Annotated in this window: 18 protein-coding genes and 1 riboswitch; of the genes, 6 read left to right on the forward strand and 12 right to left on the reverse strand. The window is 44.1% G+C overall.

What is annotated here, in order from left to right; genetic code table 11:
- Positions 1-38: 38 nt before the first annotated feature.
- Positions 39-179, forward strand: a complete 141-nt coding sequence (locus KCTCHS21_RS31270; RefSeq protein WP_162309368.1) for a hypothetical protein — start codon at positions 39-41, stop codon at positions 177-179.
- A gap of 480 nt (positions 180-659) precedes the next feature.
- Here the strand turns inward: KCTCHS21_RS31270 and KCTCHS21_RS24255 are convergent, their stop codons facing one another.
- From KCTCHS21_RS24255 to KCTCHS21_RS24265, 3 genes are read right to left on the reverse strand one after another with little or no spacing between them, the layout of a single operon-like run.
- A complete protein-coding gene (locus tag KCTCHS21_RS24255; RefSeq protein WP_130614236.1) occupies positions 660-1085 on the reverse strand; it encodes a chemotaxis protein CheW in 426 nt (141 codons plus the stop codon).
- A gap of 12 nt (positions 1086-1097) precedes the next feature.
- The gene (locus KCTCHS21_RS24260) at positions 1098-2690 is read right to left on the reverse strand and encodes a methyl-accepting chemotaxis protein (RefSeq protein ID WP_130614238.1); all 1593 of its coding nucleotides are present in this window, start codon (positions 2688-2690) and stop codon (positions 1098-1100) included.
- Positions 2691-2701: 11 nt separating this feature from the next.
- A complete protein-coding gene (locus KCTCHS21_RS24265) occupies positions 2702-3292 on the reverse strand; it encodes an HD-GYP domain-containing protein (protein WP_130614241.1) in 591 nt (196 codons plus the stop codon).
- 91 nt (positions 3293-3383) lie between these two features.
- Positions 3384-3479: riboswitch (cyclic di-GMP riboswitch) on the reverse strand.
- Positions 3480-3595: 116 nt separating this feature from the next.
- Here KCTCHS21_RS24265 and KCTCHS21_RS24270 point away from each other — a divergent pair.
- Complete coding sequence (locus KCTCHS21_RS24270) at positions 3596-4537, forward strand: tyrosine-type recombinase/integrase (protein WP_130614243.1); 942 nt, start codon at positions 3596-3598, stop codon at positions 4535-4537.
- A 365-nt stretch (positions 4538-4902) separates the two neighbouring features.
- Here the strand turns inward: KCTCHS21_RS24270 and KCTCHS21_RS24275 are convergent, their stop codons facing one another.
- The 3 genes from KCTCHS21_RS24275 to KCTCHS21_RS24285 are packed head-to-tail and all read right to left on the reverse strand — an operon-like array spanning position 4903 to position 8910.
- Entirely contained in the window at positions 4903-6255 is a 1353-nt protein-coding gene (locus KCTCHS21_RS24275) for a HAMP domain-containing sensor histidine kinase (RefSeq protein WP_130614245.1), read from the reverse strand.
- Complete coding sequence (locus KCTCHS21_RS24280; protein ID WP_130614247.1) at positions 6252-6926, reverse strand: response regulator transcription factor; 675 nt, start codon at positions 6924-6926, stop codon at positions 6252-6254. Before KCTCHS21_RS24280 ends, KCTCHS21_RS24275 begins: the two co-directional genes overlap by 4 nt.
- Before the next feature lie 55 nt (positions 6927-6981).
- Positions 6982-8910, reverse strand: coding sequence for a serine hydrolase domain-containing protein (locus KCTCHS21_RS24285; protein WP_232057946.1), 1929 nt, complete (start codon positions 8908-8910; stop codon positions 6982-6984).
- A gap of 109 nt (positions 8911-9019) precedes the next feature.
- Between KCTCHS21_RS24285 and KCTCHS21_RS24290 the strand changes: the two genes are divergently transcribed.
- A complete protein-coding gene (locus KCTCHS21_RS24290) occupies positions 9020-9367 on the forward strand; it encodes a hypothetical protein (protein ID WP_130614251.1) in 348 nt (115 codons plus the stop codon).
- 294 nt (positions 9368-9661) lie between these two features.
- Here the strand turns inward: KCTCHS21_RS24290 and KCTCHS21_RS24295 are convergent, their stop codons facing one another.
- From KCTCHS21_RS24295 to KCTCHS21_RS24315, 5 genes are all read right to left on the reverse strand, one after another.
- Positions 9662-10591 carry an IS3 family transposase gene (locus KCTCHS21_RS24295; RefSeq protein ID WP_331872307.1) on the reverse strand — a complete coding sequence of 310 codons (930 nt, stop codon included), beginning with the start codon at positions 10589-10591 and terminating at the stop codon, positions 9662-9664.
- A gap of 17 nt (positions 10592-10608) precedes the next feature.
- Entirely contained in the window at positions 10609-10929 is a 321-nt protein-coding gene (locus KCTCHS21_RS24300) for a transposase (protein WP_130605895.1), read from the reverse strand.
- Between the two features lie 413 nt (positions 10930-11342).
- Complete coding sequence (locus KCTCHS21_RS24305; protein ID WP_130614253.1) at positions 11343-12536, reverse strand: acyl-CoA dehydrogenase family protein; 1194 nt, start codon at positions 12534-12536, stop codon at positions 11343-11345.
- Between the two features lie 15 nt (positions 12537-12551).
- Positions 12552-13733 (reverse strand): LLM class flavin-dependent oxidoreductase, encoded by a 1182-nt coding sequence (locus KCTCHS21_RS24310; RefSeq protein WP_130614256.1) that lies wholly within the window; start codon positions 13731-13733, stop codon positions 12552-12554.
- Positions 13734-13889: 156 nt separating this feature from the next.
- Positions 13890-14855 (reverse strand): GntR family transcriptional regulator, encoded by a 966-nt coding sequence (locus KCTCHS21_RS24315; protein ID WP_130614258.1) that lies wholly within the window; start codon positions 14853-14855, stop codon positions 13890-13892.
- 161 nt (positions 14856-15016) lie between these two features.
- On the opposite strand from KCTCHS21_RS24315, the gene KCTCHS21_RS24320 reads away from it, so the two are divergent.
- Entirely contained in the window at positions 15017-15667 is a 651-nt protein-coding gene (locus KCTCHS21_RS24320) for a GntR family transcriptional regulator (RefSeq protein ID WP_130614260.1), read from the forward strand.
- 11 nt (positions 15668-15678) lie between these two features.
- Positions 15679-16440, forward strand: a complete 762-nt coding sequence (locus KCTCHS21_RS24325) for an SDR family NAD(P)-dependent oxidoreductase (protein ID WP_130614262.1) — start codon at positions 15679-15681, stop codon at positions 16438-16440.
- A 569-nt stretch (positions 16441-17009) separates the two neighbouring features.
- On the opposite strand, the gene pyrE is transcribed toward KCTCHS21_RS24325, so the two are convergent.
- On the reverse strand, positions 17010-17543 hold the full coding sequence (gene pyrE, locus KCTCHS21_RS24330) for an orotate phosphoribosyltransferase (protein ID WP_130616682.1): 534 nt from the start codon (positions 17541-17543) through the stop codon (positions 17010-17012).
- 180 nt (positions 17544-17723) lie between these two features.
- Between pyrE and KCTCHS21_RS24335 the strand changes: the two genes are divergently transcribed.
- Positions 17724-18464 (forward strand): GNAT family N-acetyltransferase, encoded by a 741-nt coding sequence (locus tag KCTCHS21_RS24335; protein ID WP_130614264.1) that lies wholly within the window; start codon positions 17724-17726, stop codon positions 18462-18464.
- Positions 18465-18485: the final 21 nt, after the last annotated feature.

Here is an 18485-nt window from a genome sequence, read left to right on the forward strand (position 1 = left end):
GCGAGATGCTCGAATATTTCTAGTAACTGGTCTCGGAAGTGGCACGTTTAGAGGGAGATGCTCGAATATTTCTAGTAACTGGTCTCGGAAGTGGCACGGTTGGTGGGAAATGCTCGAATATTTCTAGTAACTGGTCTCGGATGCGGTACGTCTGGCGGGAGATGCTCGAATATTTCTAGTAACTGGTCTCGGATGCGGTACGTCTGGCGGGAGATGCTCGAATATTTCTAGTAACTGGTCTCGGGCGTGGCACGTTTAGAGGGAGATACTCGAATATTTCTAGCAACTGGTCTTGGATGTGGCACCTTTGGTGGAGATACTAGAATATTTCTAATAACTGGTTTCGGATGTGGCACGGTTGGTGGGAAATGCTCGAATATTTCTAGTAACTGATCCCGGATGTGGCACGTTTAGAGGGAGATACTCGAATATTTCTAGTAACTGGTCTCGGATGCGGTACGTCTGGAGGGAGATGCTCGATATCTTCGTACAACTAGTCTGGTGAAAGACTTGTGTGTTAGGAGATGTACGATTTTTTCGAGCACTTTAGCTGTGAAGCGACTAAGCAGATACAATGACCTTCCCTCAAGAATGTCCAAAAGGCGTTAGCAAAGGCAAGACACACCTGAACTAACGCCTTTTGATTTACTTGAACTCCCTTACTCCCAAAAAATCCGCTGAGACTTTAAGATACAGACGAGCCCAGTTGCTGTATGCCCGTAGCCAGCGATCCATGAGCTTTTACCTCTACTACCTGATTCTACGTGAGGCTGTATATCCGTGAGCGTGACGACTTGGATAACCCGATCCACGATCATTCCTACCCGCTCATCATCAAAATTAAAAATGACTATTCGCGTTGACTTCGTACAAGGCCCCTCTGCTATACCGAGAAACAGGGACAAGCTCATAATCGGAACAATCTTGCCCCTTAAGTTAATTACACCCTTAATATACGAATTGTTGCCTGGGAGCCTCGTAGGATCCTGCCATCTAATTACCTCTTGAATTTCATTAATTCTAACCGCATATCTTTCCTGTTCTATGCCAATCTCAATGTATTGTTCATGCTTAACTGCACCCATCTATACACCTACTTAAATTTTAAAAATAACTACATTATTATTTAATTCCTCCGACAATTGAGCGAGCGATTGAGCAGTCATTGCCGTTTCTTCACTGCTTGCTGCAGATTGCTCCGTTGCCGCGGAAATACTTTCGATAGAGACGAGGAACTCCGACGTTTGAGCGGCTTGCTCTTCGCTAGCTGCAGCAATCTCCGCAGCCTTCGTCGCTGTTTCATGGATCATACTTACAATATTCTTAAACGCTTCGCCTGTTTTACGAGAGGAGACAACACCTTCATTAACCGACTTGGCGCTCAGCCTAGTATTCTGCTGCATGCCTTTAATAATAGTCGTAATTAGCTTAGTCGCTTCACTGCTTCGCTCAGCAAGCTTGCGTACCTCATCGGCTACTACAGCAAAGCCCCTGCCCTGCTCCCCAGCTCTAGCCGCCTCAATTGCCGCATTCAAGGCAAGAAGGTTAGTTTGATCGGCAATATCGTCAATAACTTCAATAATCTCTCCGATCTTCTCGGAATCCTGTTCCAATTGAGCCATCTGCTCATTTACCTGACTCATTCCCTCAATCGAGGTTTCAACAACGAGGCCTCCATCTTGAGCGGTTTGCATCGTTTCGTTGGCTAGCTCGGACGCCTGCTCGGCATTCTGAGCTACCGAGCTTATGGCCATAGATAATTCTTTGAACAATTCATTCATGGTCACTGCAATCTGCGCTTGATTTGTGCTACCACTGGCAATTTCCTCTGTTGAGGCTGATATTTGCTGAGCGGATGCGGACACGTTCTCTGCAGATGATAAAACAGAGCCGATGATTTTGCGCAAATTCAACACCATCGTATTCATAGACTGACCTAAACGGCCTACTTCATCTTTCGTTTGGATATCAGACGTTTGCGTCAAATCTCCTTCAGCCACTCGAGCTACAAGCCCGACAATTCGATTCAACGGGCGTGCAATAATTTGTGCTATATAGTAACCGAAGCCAATGCTAAGCAACAAAGAAAGAATAATAATCGATAGGGTAACAGTCCGAGATGAACGATACAAAGAGTCTGCATCTTCACTCGCCTTTGCTGCGTTTTTCATATTGATATCAATAATTTGCTGCAAGCTGTTGTTTAATTCATCACCTATTGTTCTAATATCTCCTTTTTTGAATGAGGCTCTGAACTCTTCCTTCTTACCAGCATATATATTTTGGATCGCCTCATCGGCTGCTTTCTGATAATTGTTCCATGCATTCTCGACAGCCTTAAGCACGTCCATTTCATTTTCCGCTAATTTAGTATTCTTACGGTAATCGGTCAGCTTAGATTGAATTGATCCTCTGAGTTCCTTTACCTTTTCCGCATACTGATCTCGTTCGGTATTATTATCTGAATCGCTAATTTCACGAAAATTTATCCTTAGTCTTTGATAAAGAATTTGGGTCTCAGAGAGCTGATTCATCGGCAATAAATTATCAATATACATATTGGTTAAGCCATCGTTTACCTTGCTCATATTATTCAAACCATATAACCCTACAACAACCAACACCATCGAAACGACGAAAAAAGAAGCTACTAATTTTACAGATGTTTTCAAATTATAAAACCATTTCATGCTGAGGCACCTCATTTATGTATTTTTTGCGGGAGATATACTTCCTCGAAGGAAGCTGACCAACGTATGAAAATATCGACGTATTCTTTGTCAAATTGTGTTCCGCTGCATAGCACTAGTTCTTCCTTCGCCTCTGCGAACGTCTTCGATTGACAGTAAGGGCGAATGGAGACCATGCTGTCAAATGAATCGAGTATTCCACATATACGCGCCAGCTTAGGAATTTCGTTCTGGCTTAGCCCGCATGGATACCCTTTGCCATTCCAACGTTCATGATGAAACTGAATAACTTCCAAAATTTCTTGATCGATGCTCACATACTTGCACATCATTTCACTGCCGAGCAACGCATGAGTCTGCATCATTTTCCATTCTTCTTTGGTTAGTGTAGAATCCTTCTTCAGAATGTCTTCAGGGATATGAATTTTCCCAATATCGTGAAGATAGCCTCCATGAATCAAATGCTTAGCTTCCTTCTCGTCCAAATTCAAATGACCTGCCATAATTTCGCATAATTTGCCTACCCTCAAGCTGTGCTCGTATGTCGTTGCATCCTTTTTCAACAATTGAAGTAATAGCTCCAAATACCATTCGTCCTTCATGCTACCCCACCTTTAGGCCTCCCTGGATTTAAACACATCAATCAGCAATCCTGAACAAAAAGAAACCTCCCACGTATAGGGAGGCCAATGATTCGGGAACTGGCTGGCTTAACATTTCATAATTGAAATTGTTGTAGCCCCTATAGTTTTGCGACCCCATCTTTCAATGAGTGTGCCTTTAACATTATAATTAGTTTGGTGATTCCAATTTGTATAAAGATACCAATTACATAGGAATTCCCTTCGAACCGTTGTTCGCACAATTACCGTTGTTCGAATACTACAAGGAGGAAAAAAGCAACAATGCCATCCCAGACCCAACAGACAAATTTTCCAATCCGAGTCGTAAGCCAACAAGCCTATTCTGATGATCAGATCGTCAATATGTTCTTCGCTACGTACCAAAGATCCAAGTACACGGTCAGAAATTATTTAAGTGCAATAAACAAATTCCGTGATTTTATAGGAACAAAAACATTAAATGATGTCACTTGGAAAGAGATCGAGGTATACAAAATCGGTTTAGTTGATGGGCTTCTCGCCAAGGATGACAAACCCAAAGCACCTGCAACCGTAGCCATACACATCGCTCCTCTGCGTTCTCTCTATAGATGGGGAAGCGATTCTAATATTGGCATTTTCGATAATAATCCAATGACTGCCGTCCGTACGCCAAAGATAACAGTAACCAGCAAAAATAATTACTTAACCAAACGCGAAGTGGTACTACTAATTGAACAGCTCAAAACACAAGGAATTCGGGAATATTTAATTGGAATGACATTGATCTTATTAGGATTACGTGTCTCAGAGCTCATTGCTATTGAAAGCGGACATTTCCATACAGATCCTGAAGAAAGCTCGATTTGGTTGACTGTACATGGGAAAGGAGGAAAGGATCGCGAAGTAAAGGTTCCTCAAATGCTGTGGCAATTAATTAATGAACACTTCTCTAACGAGCTGCTTTCTGCAAACAGGAGAATTTTCCCCATTTCCGTGCGGCTTGTCGAGAAAATAATCAAAAAAGCCCGCGAACAATGCGGACTTCAGAAAAAAGCGACGCCTCACTGGTTAAGGCATACGAATGCGACATTAGCTTTACTTCGAGGTGCTTCCCTGCAGCAGGTGCAAGAATCATTAGGCCACACTCATATTAATACGACCCAACGCTATCTTCATACAGTACAACAAATTCAAAAAGCAGCCCCGGATTTTGTCGAAGACAGCCTCAAAGGAAGTATATAGTCGTTCATATAGTCAAATATGACTAGTACTATTGTATTATTCTGTAGCATTTACTATAATGCTAATAATGTTGTTTTTTGTAGAATTAAGAAGAATTTTCTCTATTAATGACGAACAACGGTAATTGTGCGAACAACGGTTTTTTTACTCATTCAGTCTATCAAATGCGAAAAAAGAGATGAAGAGCTGAAATTATTATACTGACGATATGATCACAATAATGCAACCCTTCATCCTTCCACGCTTAACTCCTATCATTAACATTCCCTGAAAGAACCCCTATTAACATCCCTACAAAGCAAAGAAAAAATCTCCCCATAACTCCGGGGAGATCTCGTACGTAACAACACATATTATTTTCACCGTTACCGAATAGGCAAGCGCACTATAACTGTCGTACCTTTTCCTACCTGACTTTTCATTTCGATGCTTCCACGATGGAGGGTTACGATTTTTTTAGCGATAGCAAGCCCAAGTCCATTACCGCCATTGCTGCGATTTCTTGACGGGTCTGTTTTATAAAACCGTTCAAATACATACTCGAGCTGCTCCTGAGCAATTCCTATTCCCGAATCGGTTATCGAGAACATAATTTCATTCGCTGAATGGCTAATGTGTATTTCAATATGACCACCCGCAGGAGTAAACTTAATACTGTTGCCGAATAAATTCATCCATACTTGGTTGAGCTGGTCACGATCTGCCGTTATTTTGACTGCTTCATCCAATTCTAGATCGATGTGTATCCCCTTAGCCGACCATTGAGGCTCACAAGTAACGATAATTTCTCTGATTTGTTCATCTAGATTGTACGTAATTGCTTCGAATGGATGATGCTCGGAATCTAGGGAAGCCAGCTTCAACAAATTATCACTTAGTCTGGATAGTCGGCCACTCTCCGAAATAATAATATCTAGGTAATAATTCCTATCTCTCTCCGCTACTAAATTGCTATTCTTCATAGCTACCGCAAATCCGGAAATAGACGTTAGTGGCGTTTGAATTTCGTGAGAGACATTCGAAACAAAATCCTGCCTCATTTGCTCCAGCTGTTTAAGCTCGCTTGCCATCTCATTGAAGCTTTGAGTCAAGGCTCCCATTTCGTCAGCGCGTTTCGTTTTTATCTCTATGTCGAAATCACCCTTTGCAAGTTGCTTGGTCGCCTTCGTCAAGGCTTGCAATGGCTTAACCAAATAGCGCGCTGCAACGAGGATGCATAAGCTTCCAATCAACAAGCCAAGCAGCAATATGAGCAGCATCAGCCGATTTGTAATATTTTCATTCTGTGGTGAAAACTGCATAAACATGGCGTGATGTTCATCTTCGAATAGGAACGGAAGACCAACAAACATTTGCTCTGCACTGTCAGGAGAACGATAATAATGCCCCCGTTGTACCTCTTGAACGACCTCTGGTGCGATATTTATGTTAGTCGTATTTTCTAATCCATAAAAAGTAACCCTGCCAGTAGAGTCATAAATATGAATGGGATGAGAGGATACCTTCACCATATGCTTTATGAACGCATCGCGATCTCCGGGTTTTGTTTGCTCATAAAGACTAACAATCTCCTCTCCTACTGCAATCAAGTCATTCTGTCCTAAATGGTTTATTTTTTTCTGGAATACAAAGACCCCAATAAAGAAAGAGGACAGCAAGCTGAACATAATGACGGCCAGAAACGTGATAATAATACGGACGTATAAAGTTTTGATCATGTGATGACTAGCCGATACCCTAGACTACGGGCCGTTTCAATTTGAAAATGCTGCGAGTCGCCGGCAAACCTTTCCCTTAGCCGCTTGATGTGGACATCAACAGTTCGGTCATCGCCTTCGTAGTTCATCCCCCAGATATGGGTAATCAACTGCTCCCGTGTAAAAATTTGTCCCGGATGGTTGGCTAGCTTGAACAGGAGCTCAAATTCTTTTAACGGCAAATTTAACGTTTCATCTCCCCGAACAACTTGAAAGTTACGGCGATTTAGCACAATGCCGTTCAGTTGGATGGTTTGTGAGGAGACAATCATATATCGCTTAAGTAACGCTTTTACTCTCATCACAAGCTCTAATGGATCGAATGGCTTGGTCAAGTAATCGTCGGCCCCAAGCTGGAACCCCTTCACCTTTTGAGCCGATTCTCCCTTAACCGTGACCATTAAGAGAGGGATATTGGAATCGATGCGCCTGATCTCCTTACACAATTCCCAGCCATCTAAGTGAGGCATCATAATGTCGAGAATAACCAGATCTATTTGAGTATTTTCCACAATTGTGAGTGCTTCTGCACCGTCTTTTGCCTCCAACAGCTCGAACCCTTCATTCCGTAAAAATAAGGTGATCAGCTCTCGGATGTGTACATCGTCATCTGCGATCAGTATTCTGGCCATAAGAATACATTCCTCCAATGTCTATCGAGTTCCCCCCGAATGGTCTTACTGTTGCTTAACCAAAATGCCAGCCCAATAAGTTCCAGTAGTAGAAGAATACACACAATACCACTGCCGATAGCGTTACTAGCGTGAAATGCACACGCTTCAGCACCGTCCAATATTTATCTTTCCATGCGAGCACGCTAAAAGTTAGCATCCCCAAAGTCAATAACACAAGTATTATCGGCATAAAAAGATATAGATTTAACGATTGCGTAATGCGGCTAAGTCGATCTAACAAATCCATATTCAATACGACGAAAAACGTCGCCGCAACGGTCGCAAGCGCCCACGCTGCGGTCACCACAGACAACCGCACTGCCCACTTCTGAGCTTTCGGCATTGCTTTAATTTCACGCCTGCGGTAAGCGAACCCCGTCAATACGGTGATAAACATAACTAGCGAAAATCCGAGTAAAGGATACCAGAACGTAGTTTTGTCGAGCAACGGTGGACGTTCTAGCGGTATGGCTGTAAGGAAATCTAGAAACATATGAGTTACCTTGCCTGATTCATCCGTACGGAATCCAATCTGATGCGAGCTTCCAACTTCTTGAAATAAATCAGGTCCGACTTGAGCGTATACTTGCTGCTCCGCCCCGCTCCCCATTGATAGTCGGTTTCCAGAAACCTCAACGTTCATCTTGACCAAAAAGCTGAAAAACTTATCTATATCAGAATGGTTACGGCGTGTAAATTGATAAGCACCTGCATATTTCAGCAATGATTTGTCCGTTTCAATGGACATAGGAGGCAGCTTAATTTCTGGCGCTGGAAAGTAACGATCGAAGAAAGCTCTCGCTAACCCATCTGCCGCTACTCCACCTTCACCACCACTATAGGATACGAAAATACCGATTTGCTTCTCAGGTACAAGATAGAGCTCTGTACTGAATAACGTGTCGGCACCCCCATGAGCAATGATGCGCAACCCATTCATCCGCTGCTCGTAAAAGCCAAGGTCCATTGCCGGTAGGCCTTTGATGAATACGAAGGCTGGTGCATGCATTAATTGGACGGTTTCCGGTTTAAGAATTTGTTTGTCTCCGTAACGGCCGTCTTGAAGATGAGCAATCATGAAACGGGACATATCTAGCGCCGAGACAGACCCCGATCCTGCTGGACGGAAGCCGCCCTCGAACGTAGGGGGCTTTCTTACGAATACGCCATTCTCTCTCGCATAGCCATGTATCGTATAAGGCTCCAAGGATGCTGGAATTGGTTCTTGAACAGAAGCGTATTTCATTCCAAGCGGATCAAAGATGTTTTTCTGAATATAGTCGTCATACGGTATGCCGCTAACTTCCTCGACGATTAGTCCCGCCAAAGATGCGCCATAGTTGGAATAAGACGCCATCTCACCGGCAGGCCTTACTCGTGCCGGCATATGCTTGGCAAGTGTTTCTGAAATGGATACCGGAAGCTTCTTAGGGTCGGTGGTGATTTGATAACCAACGCCCCCTTCTTCAAAACCGGCGGTATGAGTCATGAGATGACGCATAGTAATGGGATCTGAATAGGTTTTCGGTATTTTTACTGTTTTTAAGTAGGTATTGATGTCGGTATCGAGATCTATTTTGCCCTGCTCGACCAATTGCATCACGGCCGTCCAAGTAAACAGCTTTGTTGTCGATGCAATTCGGAACAGGCTGGTCTCGGGATCGACTAGCTTGCCTGCTTCTATGTCGGAATGACCATAACCCTTAGCTAGGAGGATTTTATCGCCCTTAACGATCGTGACGACTGCCCCTGGAATTTTGAAATTGTCTATATGCCCTTTCATAATACCATCAATAAATGCCGTTAGCCCAACAGTGTCGGTCAAGTCCGGCTTCCCCTCGTGCTGAACAGTTGTAGAATCAGGAAGCGCTGCAGATACAGGTGCCTGAGCTGCGAACAACCCTGCTCCCATACTAACGATCAACAACACCAGTAACATCATTTTGCAAGATATCTTTCTCATAGATGATGACATAATAAACCTCCACATATTTTTTGATAACTACCTCTCGAATACAATTGAGAGCATATCAAAAAAGTATGAACGGAGAGTGAACACAGCAATTGGGTTGATTGGTGACGTGGCTCACTGGGGAGCTTACGTAGCTTGGGATTGGCGGATTGGCCTGATTACTCGGTGGCTTGGGGTGCGCGGGTTGGCTGGTTACTTGGTGGTTGGGGTGCGGATTGGCCTGGTTACTTGGTGGCTTGGGATGCGCGGGTTGACTGGTTACTTGGTGGCTTGGGATGCGGATTTAGTCGGTCTCTCCTCTTATATCTGCGCCACGGCTCGGGAGTTAGTCAGTCTCTTCTCTTATCTCTCTCCATTTCTGCGCCGCGGTTCAGGGTTAGTCGGTCTCTCCTCTTATTTCTCTCCATATCTGCGCCGCTTCTCATGAGTTAGTCGGTCTCTCCTCTTATTTCTCTCTATTTCTGCGCCGTGGCTCTGAAGTTAGTCGGTCTCTCCTCTTATTTCTCTCCATATCTGCGCCGATGCTCGGAGTTAGTCGGTACCTCCCCTTATCTCTCTTCATATCTGCGCCGATGCTCGGGATTTAGTCGGTCTCTCCTCTTATCTCTCTCCATATCTGCGCCGCTTCTCATGAGCGGTTCGGTCCCCTAATTCCGGAGAGTCTCCAAGTAAAACTGTTGTTATTATAGAATCCCATTCTTTTTCGCCGTTTTGCTCAAAATTACAGCACGCGATCGAATTTTTTGAGGTCTTCTTTGGTACCTTTTAACCAGTTCATGAATGCTGCTGGTGAACGCTTCCCTAAGCTGCCGTGCATCCGACGTGCGTTGTAAAATTCGATGTAGTCCCGCACTGCCTGGTACGCTGCTTCGAATGTTTCAAACGACGTCTTGTCCAATACGTCGCGTTCCAATGTGGCATGAAACGATTCGATGTAAGCATTCATATTTGGTGATTTTGGCGGGATACGCTCGTGAATAAAGGGCTCATTCTCATCTGCACTGAGCGCACCAAACGCCTTGCTTATAAACTGCGGGCCGTTGTCGGTCCGGATAATTGGCCTAGCTTCGCCCTGCGACAAGCGGGCTTTGAATGCAGCTTTCACTGTTTGACAGATATGGATAGCACTGCACGACGAGCCTAAGTGGTAACCGACAATGGTTCGGTCGTAGACATCGATCATGTCTGCCAGATAGAAGAACTGATCGTAACCCTCGACGTACCCATACTTAATGTCGAGCTGCCACAGCTGATTTGAAGCAGTGATGGTATGGTTGCGGGCTAATCGCCTTGGATAGTGAACAATTTTCCTACGCTGAGGCTTCAAAATGCCTAGCTCCTTGCAAAAACGGTATACCTTCTTATCATTAATCAAAGCCTGGTACTGGACACGTAAGCATTCTGCGAGCATGCGGTAGCCGTAGATATATTCTTCACCTGAAATGAGTTCCGTCAGCCATTCCTGCACCTGTGAATTGCTGACCTTATCGCCATTTTGCAGCAGGGTATGGGTGGACAGAGGTCTACCACGGGCAGGCGGACTCGAGGCAACGACTTCCAAATGGTTCTTCCTAAGACGGCGCTCATAGTACGTGGAAGAAGCCACTGCAACCATCTGTAATACGATTACGACTGCGTTTCCCCGCTCAATGAAGGTTGTGGCAACCTCTAGTTTGTCATCGAGAGAGGGTTCTTCTTTTTTATAAGTTCACGCAAAATCTCGAGTTCAAGTTCTTTCTCGCCCAAGACCTTCATAGCACGGGCATGTTTTTCCTCGAGTTCAAGATAGCGTTGTTCATCTGCTGCGCGTTCACTGAATGTAGGTATGCTATCATCGCCATGGGTTTCTTGAAACTCCTTCACCCAAGAGCGTATGGTCTCAGATGTAACCTCGTACTTACGTGCAACAATAGCTGGCTTTATACCAGATAAAGCTTCCCTAGCTGCTTGATGTCTTATAGCTTCAAAAGTGCGATTACGTCTCCTCATATATCCTCATCCCCCTATCTTAGTGTACCTTAACTTTGCAGGCACTCTCCAATCTATTTAGGGGGCTTAATAGTGAGTTTGTCGGTCTCTCCTCTTATTTCTCTTCATTTCTGCGCGGCTTCTCATGAGTTAGTCGGTCTCTCCTCTTATCTAACTCCATGTCTGCGCCGTGGCTCGGAGTTAGTCGGAGTTAGTCGGAGTTAGTCGGAGTTAGTCAGAGTCAGTAGGCACCACTTATCTCCCGCAACAATATAACTCCCGTTAACGGGAGTTATATTGTTCATCTCACATCGTCATCCTTCCCGAACCCCGATTATTATTCCAATAGATTTAGTTGGTTTAGAACCCTTATAAAAAGCAAACTAGATCGCAGAGCAATCCTTGTTCGCCAGGTTATCCGTACAAATCATCCATCAAGTATGCAGTCCACCAATCGGTGTAGGCGGCTGCTTACCGTTCAATGCCCAATTCCCGATATTTTTCAGCTTGTAATCCACTGAATTGTGCAGCGTATGAATTCGTACATTGCGCCAATAACGATCAAAGCCATTGCGAACCGTTGCCGATCGCGTTCCCATAAGCTCAAAAATTCTGCTGGTCACGTCTAGTGCTGTCCTGCCTGCAATGACATTAGCTGCAGTGACGATAGCCGCCGCTTCTCCCCGCTCTTGAGCGGATAATGCATACCTATTGGAATCGGCTAGATCCACATGTTTCGACGCGAGATCTACTAAGCTTTCGGCCGACTTCAGCTCGGCCCATAGTTCGCCATACTTGAGAATAATATAGGGGTCCTCCGCTGCAGTATCCGCATCCGATAACGCATAAGGTCGTGCCTCTGTTACAATATAGCGCTTAGCCTCATCAAGTGCACCCAGTGCATTCCCTAAATAAATGTTGGTGAGAACCGCTTGTGTAAGAGGAGGATTATAAGAATCCTTTATTTCATTGGGATGCTCTTCTAAAACTTCGCTCAATTCCACAATTACGTTTTCAAAGGTCACAGTTCCGCTACCGGTTTGGCGCTGGCCGATTCCGTCCCAGTCATCATGAATTTTCAGACCTTCACGTCCGCCAGGAATGACCCCAATTACTGTATTTGCGCTTTTCTCGTCTTCCCACGAAATCAAAACATAATCCGCGTCAGGTGTACCTGTGGTGAATTTTTTGCTGCCATTAAGCACAATATGATTGTCAACTCGATTACCTACAACACGGCTGACGCCTTTACGGACATTGGATGTATTGCCCCAGAACCAGTTCTTGTTGACTGTTCCCTCCAGGTAAAATGCGACTTGCTCCGGGGTTCCGAGTCGCTGGAAGTTAGCCAGCACTGCGTGATGATAGCCAAATAAATGCGCCACCGATCCGTCAGCCTTAGCTAGCTCCCTTGTAACTGCCAGTGCCACAGACCAAGGTTGACCGTATCCGCCATATTGCTCAGAAATTGTCAGCTTCAACAACCCACTTTGGCGAATGAGATCTCTCTCGTGCTTAGGAGTGCCGCCATCTCTATCCCTCTGAGCCGCATTCTTTGCGAACTCCTGAGCCAGCTCTGTCGCTATCTCCACGTAATAACTGGGCCTTCTCTCTTGTACCACTCCCATTTCAATCCTCACCTCTCATAAAGTGGTATACTGCTCTTGCTTCAGCTTCTCTTTAATCAAGGGCAGCAGCAGCTCGCCTGCGATATCCGCTTCTTCCAGATGCGGGAATCCCGACAAGATAAAAGATGAAACGCCTATCCGGATATACTCGATAATTCGGTCCGATACCTGATCTGGCGTACCGACAAGCATTAGCGAGCCACCTGATCTCACGGTGCTGAGACCTGACCACAAATTGGGCCCCAGTAAATATTGATTTTCTTTGGAATAAGTCCTGAGCTTGTTCTGGCGGATTTGATTCACAGCATCGGATTTCGTAAACCGTTCCTCAGCCTGTTCAATCGCAACATTGTTCACCTTACTAATAATTTCCCAAGCGTCTCTCCAAGCTTCCTCTTCTGTCTGCCTAACTAGAATTTGCACCCTTAAACCGTATTTTAATGGTCTTCGAATGCCTGTAGCCTCCTGCTGTTCATTGCGCAATGCTTCCATCTCACCAATCTGCTCTTGAATCCAATTAAGCGGCTCCGCCCACATCAGATACACGTCTGCAAGCTCGGCAGCCACTCGTTTCCCTGAAGCCGAGCTTCCACCAAAATAAAGAGGTGGATGAGGCCGCTGCTGCGTTGCAGGGTAGCTAGCAACCGCTTCAAGATTATAATGATTGCCTGTAAACTGCAGGGGTTCGATATCCTGATAAGGTTCATTAACCGCAAAAAAATCATTTTCATTGTTCACACTGCTGTTCGCCCATAATCCCTTGACGATCTGCAAAAATTCCCGCGTACGTTCATAGCGCTCGTCATGACTGTCCGCAAGGGGATCGCCCATCATGCGTAAATCCTTAGCAGAGCTGCCCGTAACAACATTGATTAGAAGTCTGCCTTGAGACAAATAATCGAAGGACGCGGCCATTCTAGCCGCAAGCACAGGCGAAACCAATCCAGGTCGCATCGCAATAAGAGGCCTAAAAGTCGTGGTGCTAGAAATAATTGCTGAACCGACAACCCAAGCGTCCAAACAGGTGCCACCCGTAGGTATAAGTGCAAATGTAAATCCCGCTTTCTCTGCATGCTGGGCCAGTTGAATAATATAACTCAGATCGGTTTCACGCTCTGGTCTTACACCCACATGATTTCCATCACCATAAGTTGGGATATACCAACCAAACTCCACTTCATTCCGCTCTACAGTCAATAGACACTCTCCTTCCGTTAAAATCAAATAAAAAGAGGCGCTCTTCACAAAGTAAGAGGGCCTCCAGATATCCGGTGGGCAAAGCGCCTATCAGTTTTTTCCATAATACTATTCGAATAGATTATTGTCAAACATATTATCAACTAATTCACATAGTTAACTAGTCAGATAGTTATATCGGTCACCTGAAAAACTTTTAAGCTGGAACTCACTGCTTTTCTCCAATTGAAGATTCAATCGTTTCACCTTATCAGGAGCGAGTCTCCTTACCGAATCGTAGACAGACGGGGCCGCATATACCTGTTCAACGACACCTAGCATCTCCACTATTTTATCCTGTTCGTTAATCGTTAGAGAAATATAGTCAGCGCTTGATGCAGCGATCTGGCTATTGATCCAATCCACGCCCCTTTTCCCTCCGCTCACAAAGCCTGTTCGGCTAGTCTTGATTGTATGTGCAATCTCGAAAAAAGTGAACTGATCAATAACGGGTTCGACGATAATGATGGAATCCGCAGCATTCGGATAGAGGCGCCTCACTTCCTCTACGCAAGACAAGGTAGTGACCATTACATCGCCAGAGGACTGAGAAGATTGCGAACTATTTTCCATATCTGCAAGACCTTCGACAAACAGCGGTTCTGCTTCCCTCCCTGTCAATCGGACGATTTCTTCATGAAGAAATCTGTATTCCTCCTCCTTGCTTACAATAAACATGAACTGCTCAGTGTTGTATTTCAGTTGAAGCTGGACAGAAGCAGCGCTCAAATTGACAAAACGGGAGCGATCAAGCCCTGACTTGAGTGCCTCCTCAAATGTTTGCTCCATGAACTGCCCTAGCGGCTTCCTCTCTTCAATTAGCTTATGTGTTTGTTCGCTGTCTGCGACCCAAGTTCCGTAGCCTTTGCGGGTATCCAAAATCCCCTCTTCTCGAAGCTGAGCGTACACGGCCTGAACCGTATTCCTGTTCACCTGCAGCAGATCTGCCAATTGGGCAGCTGGTATCAGAACTTCGCCCGGCTTCATGAAGCCAAGAACGATAAACCACTTGATCTGCTCCATCACCTGAACATGAATCGGCAGCGGAACCTCCGGGTTTACGACAAGACCGTAGTTCATCATGAGAAGAACACACCTTTCCTATTTATATAGACATATGTCATTGACAATTAAATATTTTTTATTAATACTCATATAAGAAGCTTAGTGAGATAGAAAACTATTGTGGGCATGCTAGAATCATAAACGCTTACATACTTACTGTCAAAGGAGGGACTTCGGAAATGAACTCTATATCAAAATTGCCTTTGAACATAACTCCGCTATCCCCCATTCCAATTAATGTTCAACTCAAGGAGCAGCTTCTGTGCCTGATCGGTTCAGGTGCTATAAAACCCGGAGATTTTCTGCCTTCAGCTAATGAGTTGGCCGATCAGGTTTCCTTAAATCGCAATACCATTAATGCTATCTATAATCAGTTGGCCAAGGAAGGCGTCGTAGTTGTCAAAAAGGGGAGTGGCACCCAAGTTCTTGATACCGGACGGATCGCTAATGACCGCGAAACCCTTTCTTTTATCGATAGCAAAATGAAAGAAGCAGTTCAATTGCAAATAAATTTGCAGGAGCTGCCTGTCGCCTATCTGATTTTCGAACAAATATACGAGGCCGTCTCGGAAAAAAGCAAGCATCTTCTATTCGTATCTTTCCGCACTGACGATTTCGCAACCTACAGCGATGAAATTAAGAGTGTTAAGACATCGAGCATTACCCAGATCACTTTCCACCAGTTAAAGCAGCTTGAGCGTCCAGCATTAGAGCAGTTGCTGCATGATATAGACATTGTTGTTACACCATACTCTGGATTAAAGGAAATTCATAATTTGGAGCTTCCCGCTTCCAAACGCATTATTGCCGTTGGAGACATCCCTTATTAAGGAGATTAGTCATGAAATTTGATGGAATGAACGTTATTGTGACGGGTTCTACTTCGGGAATTGGGAGGGAAATCGCGTACCGTTTTGCCTTGGAAGGCGCCAATGTCGCTATTATTGGACGCAATTTTCATAAAGGGGTAGAAGCCTCAGAGCATATCGTTAGCTTGGGGAGAAAAAGTTTGTTCGTGCCTACAGAGCTGACGGATGAGCAATCTGTGCAAGCTATGACCGAGCAAGTGCTTCAACACCTCGGTCATATTGATATTATAGTCAACAATGCCGGATATCTAGTTTCAGGTGCTGTAACCGATATTAGCCTAGAGGATTGGACTAACACCTGGCAGTCTAATGTCACCTCTGTCTACCTTACAAGCCATGCCATTCTGCCTCATATGCTGGTGAGAGGCTCTGGAACAATTATTAATATCGCTTCTGAAACGGCACTCAAAGGGTATAAGAACAGAGCAGCCTACAGCGCCGCCAAAGCTGCAGTCATCGCGTTAACCAAATCGATGGCTGTTGATCATGCCGAAAGCGGCATAAGAGTCAACTGTCTTTGTCCCGGAACGGTTGAAACTGAAATGTTCAACAATCTACTTCGTTATAATCTTGATCCAGACAAGCACAAAAAGTTCATGCTGGATCGCCGCCTTACTTCCTATCTGGGCACTGTCGAACAAATTGCCAATGCCATTCTCTTCCTCGCCGATCCGAATATGAAATATATGGTCGGCACCGTGCTAACTCTGGATGGAGGCTCCAGCGTTAAGTGACCTGCCCTGTTGCTTCTATTGAAGCTATGCTGAACGCAGCTCCTAAGAGAATAGCTGAATCAATATATTAAGGCGGTTGATGCCGGTAGGTTATACCATCATCAGTTGCCTTCTTGGGAATCTCTGTATCTGCTTCAATTAACTATTCCCTTGGATAGTTACTCGAAATTTTCGAACACCTCTCTACATTCACACCATGCGGGGGCCCGTTGCTCGAAAATATCGAACACTACCTCCAAACGCGCCTCTTCCCAGCCTCGTTGCTCGAATATTTCGTACATCCACCTTCAAACGTTCCTCATCTAGACCACGTTGCCCGAAAATATCGAACACCTACCTCCGAACTTGCCTCATCTAGACCACGTTGCTCGAAAATATCGAACACTACCTCCAAACGCGCCTCTTCCCAGCCCCGTTACTCGAAAATTTCGTGCATCTACCTCCGAACATGACTCTTCCCTGCCTCGTTACTCGAAAATTTCGTACATCTACCTTCAATGGTAGGACAGTAATGTTTAAGAGAGGTGACCACAGCTGACACACAGCTTAGCGTTTGGCGTTCTTAATATCTAAGCCTCACTAACCGCTGATAAAAGCTCTTCCATAGTAAACAATGAATGAAATACTAGGTCAGCACTTTCCAGGTTATTTCTTCCCGCTTCTTCTCTTTCAATAACACAAACTACATCCTTAACCTTCGCACCGTACTTTTTCAAATCCTCAGCACTTAGTAAGATTTGCCCGCCAGTTGTGACAACATCCTCGATAATGCATACCTTCTTGCCATCAATATCTTTACCTTCTGCAAGTTTGCACGTTCCGTATTCCTTAGCTTTTTTCCTTACAAAAACAACAGGTATTCCAGTCTTTAACGATAATGCAGTTGCTATTGGGATCCCACCCATTTCCAGACCGGCTAAAATTTCAGTATCAAGCGGAATGAGGGGAGCGAGCTTATCAGCAACTTCGGCCAACAGCTTGGGATTGGATTCGAACAAGTATTTATCGAAATATTTATCAGATTCTTTTCCTGATCGTAGTTTAAATACTCCAGTAAGATGCGATGTATTAAATATCTCTCTTGCAAGTTCCTTTTTATTCATGTAGAACCCCCACTCCAGAGAATTTTTCCCACAAAATGTATCTCTTTTCAGAATATCAAAACCCATCGTTTACGTCTATTTATAATCACTTTAGAGAATAGCAATGTCCCCCTACACATATCTATTGAGTTTTTATTCATTAATATGTATTATTACACAAAAATAACATGGAGGTTAACTATGGATAATAAATTTATTGAAGAATTATCACTGAACAACTGGCAGCCTTTATCCACTTTACTTTACGATGGTTGGGTATTGCGCTTCGCTAACGGTTATACGAAACGTGCTAACTCTATTAACTCTATTCATTACTCAACCTACGATTTGAATCTTAAAATCAAACAATGCGAGAAAATTTATTCAAACAATAACCTGCCTACTACTTACAAAATCACTCCTTTTGTTCACCCTGAAAATTTAGATGAAATTCTGGAGGAGAATGGCTACTCCTTAATTGATTCTACAAGTGTCCAAACCTTAGAGTTAGAGAACATAAATGAACCTAAGCTAAAATCTATACAAATAGTTGAAAATAGTAATGCTGAGTGGTTAGATAATTTTTTTAGACTCAATAATGTCGAAGCCAATAGTAAAGACACTATGGAACGAATATTGTCCAACATTAAGACGAAAAAAGGTTTTATATCTCTTTATTATGAAGGGCAAGTTGTTGCTTGCGGTCTTGGAATTATAGAGAGAGAATACATCGGGCTATATGATATCGTCACGGATATTAATTATAGAAATAAAGGCTTTGGGGAGCAAATCATATTGAATTTGTTACACTGGGGTAAAGTAAACGGGGCGAAACACAGCTATTTAGCGGTAGTTTTGAATAATAAGCCTGCTCTTCGACTCTATTCAAAAATTGGTTACTCGGAAATTTATAAGTATTGGTATAGGGTTAAAAAATCTTAGAATAACATTAGCCCCTAACTT

Source organism: Cohnella abietis (assembly GCF_004295585.1).
Lineage (GTDB): Bacteria > Bacillota > Bacilli > Paenibacillales > Paenibacillaceae > Cohnella > Cohnella abietis.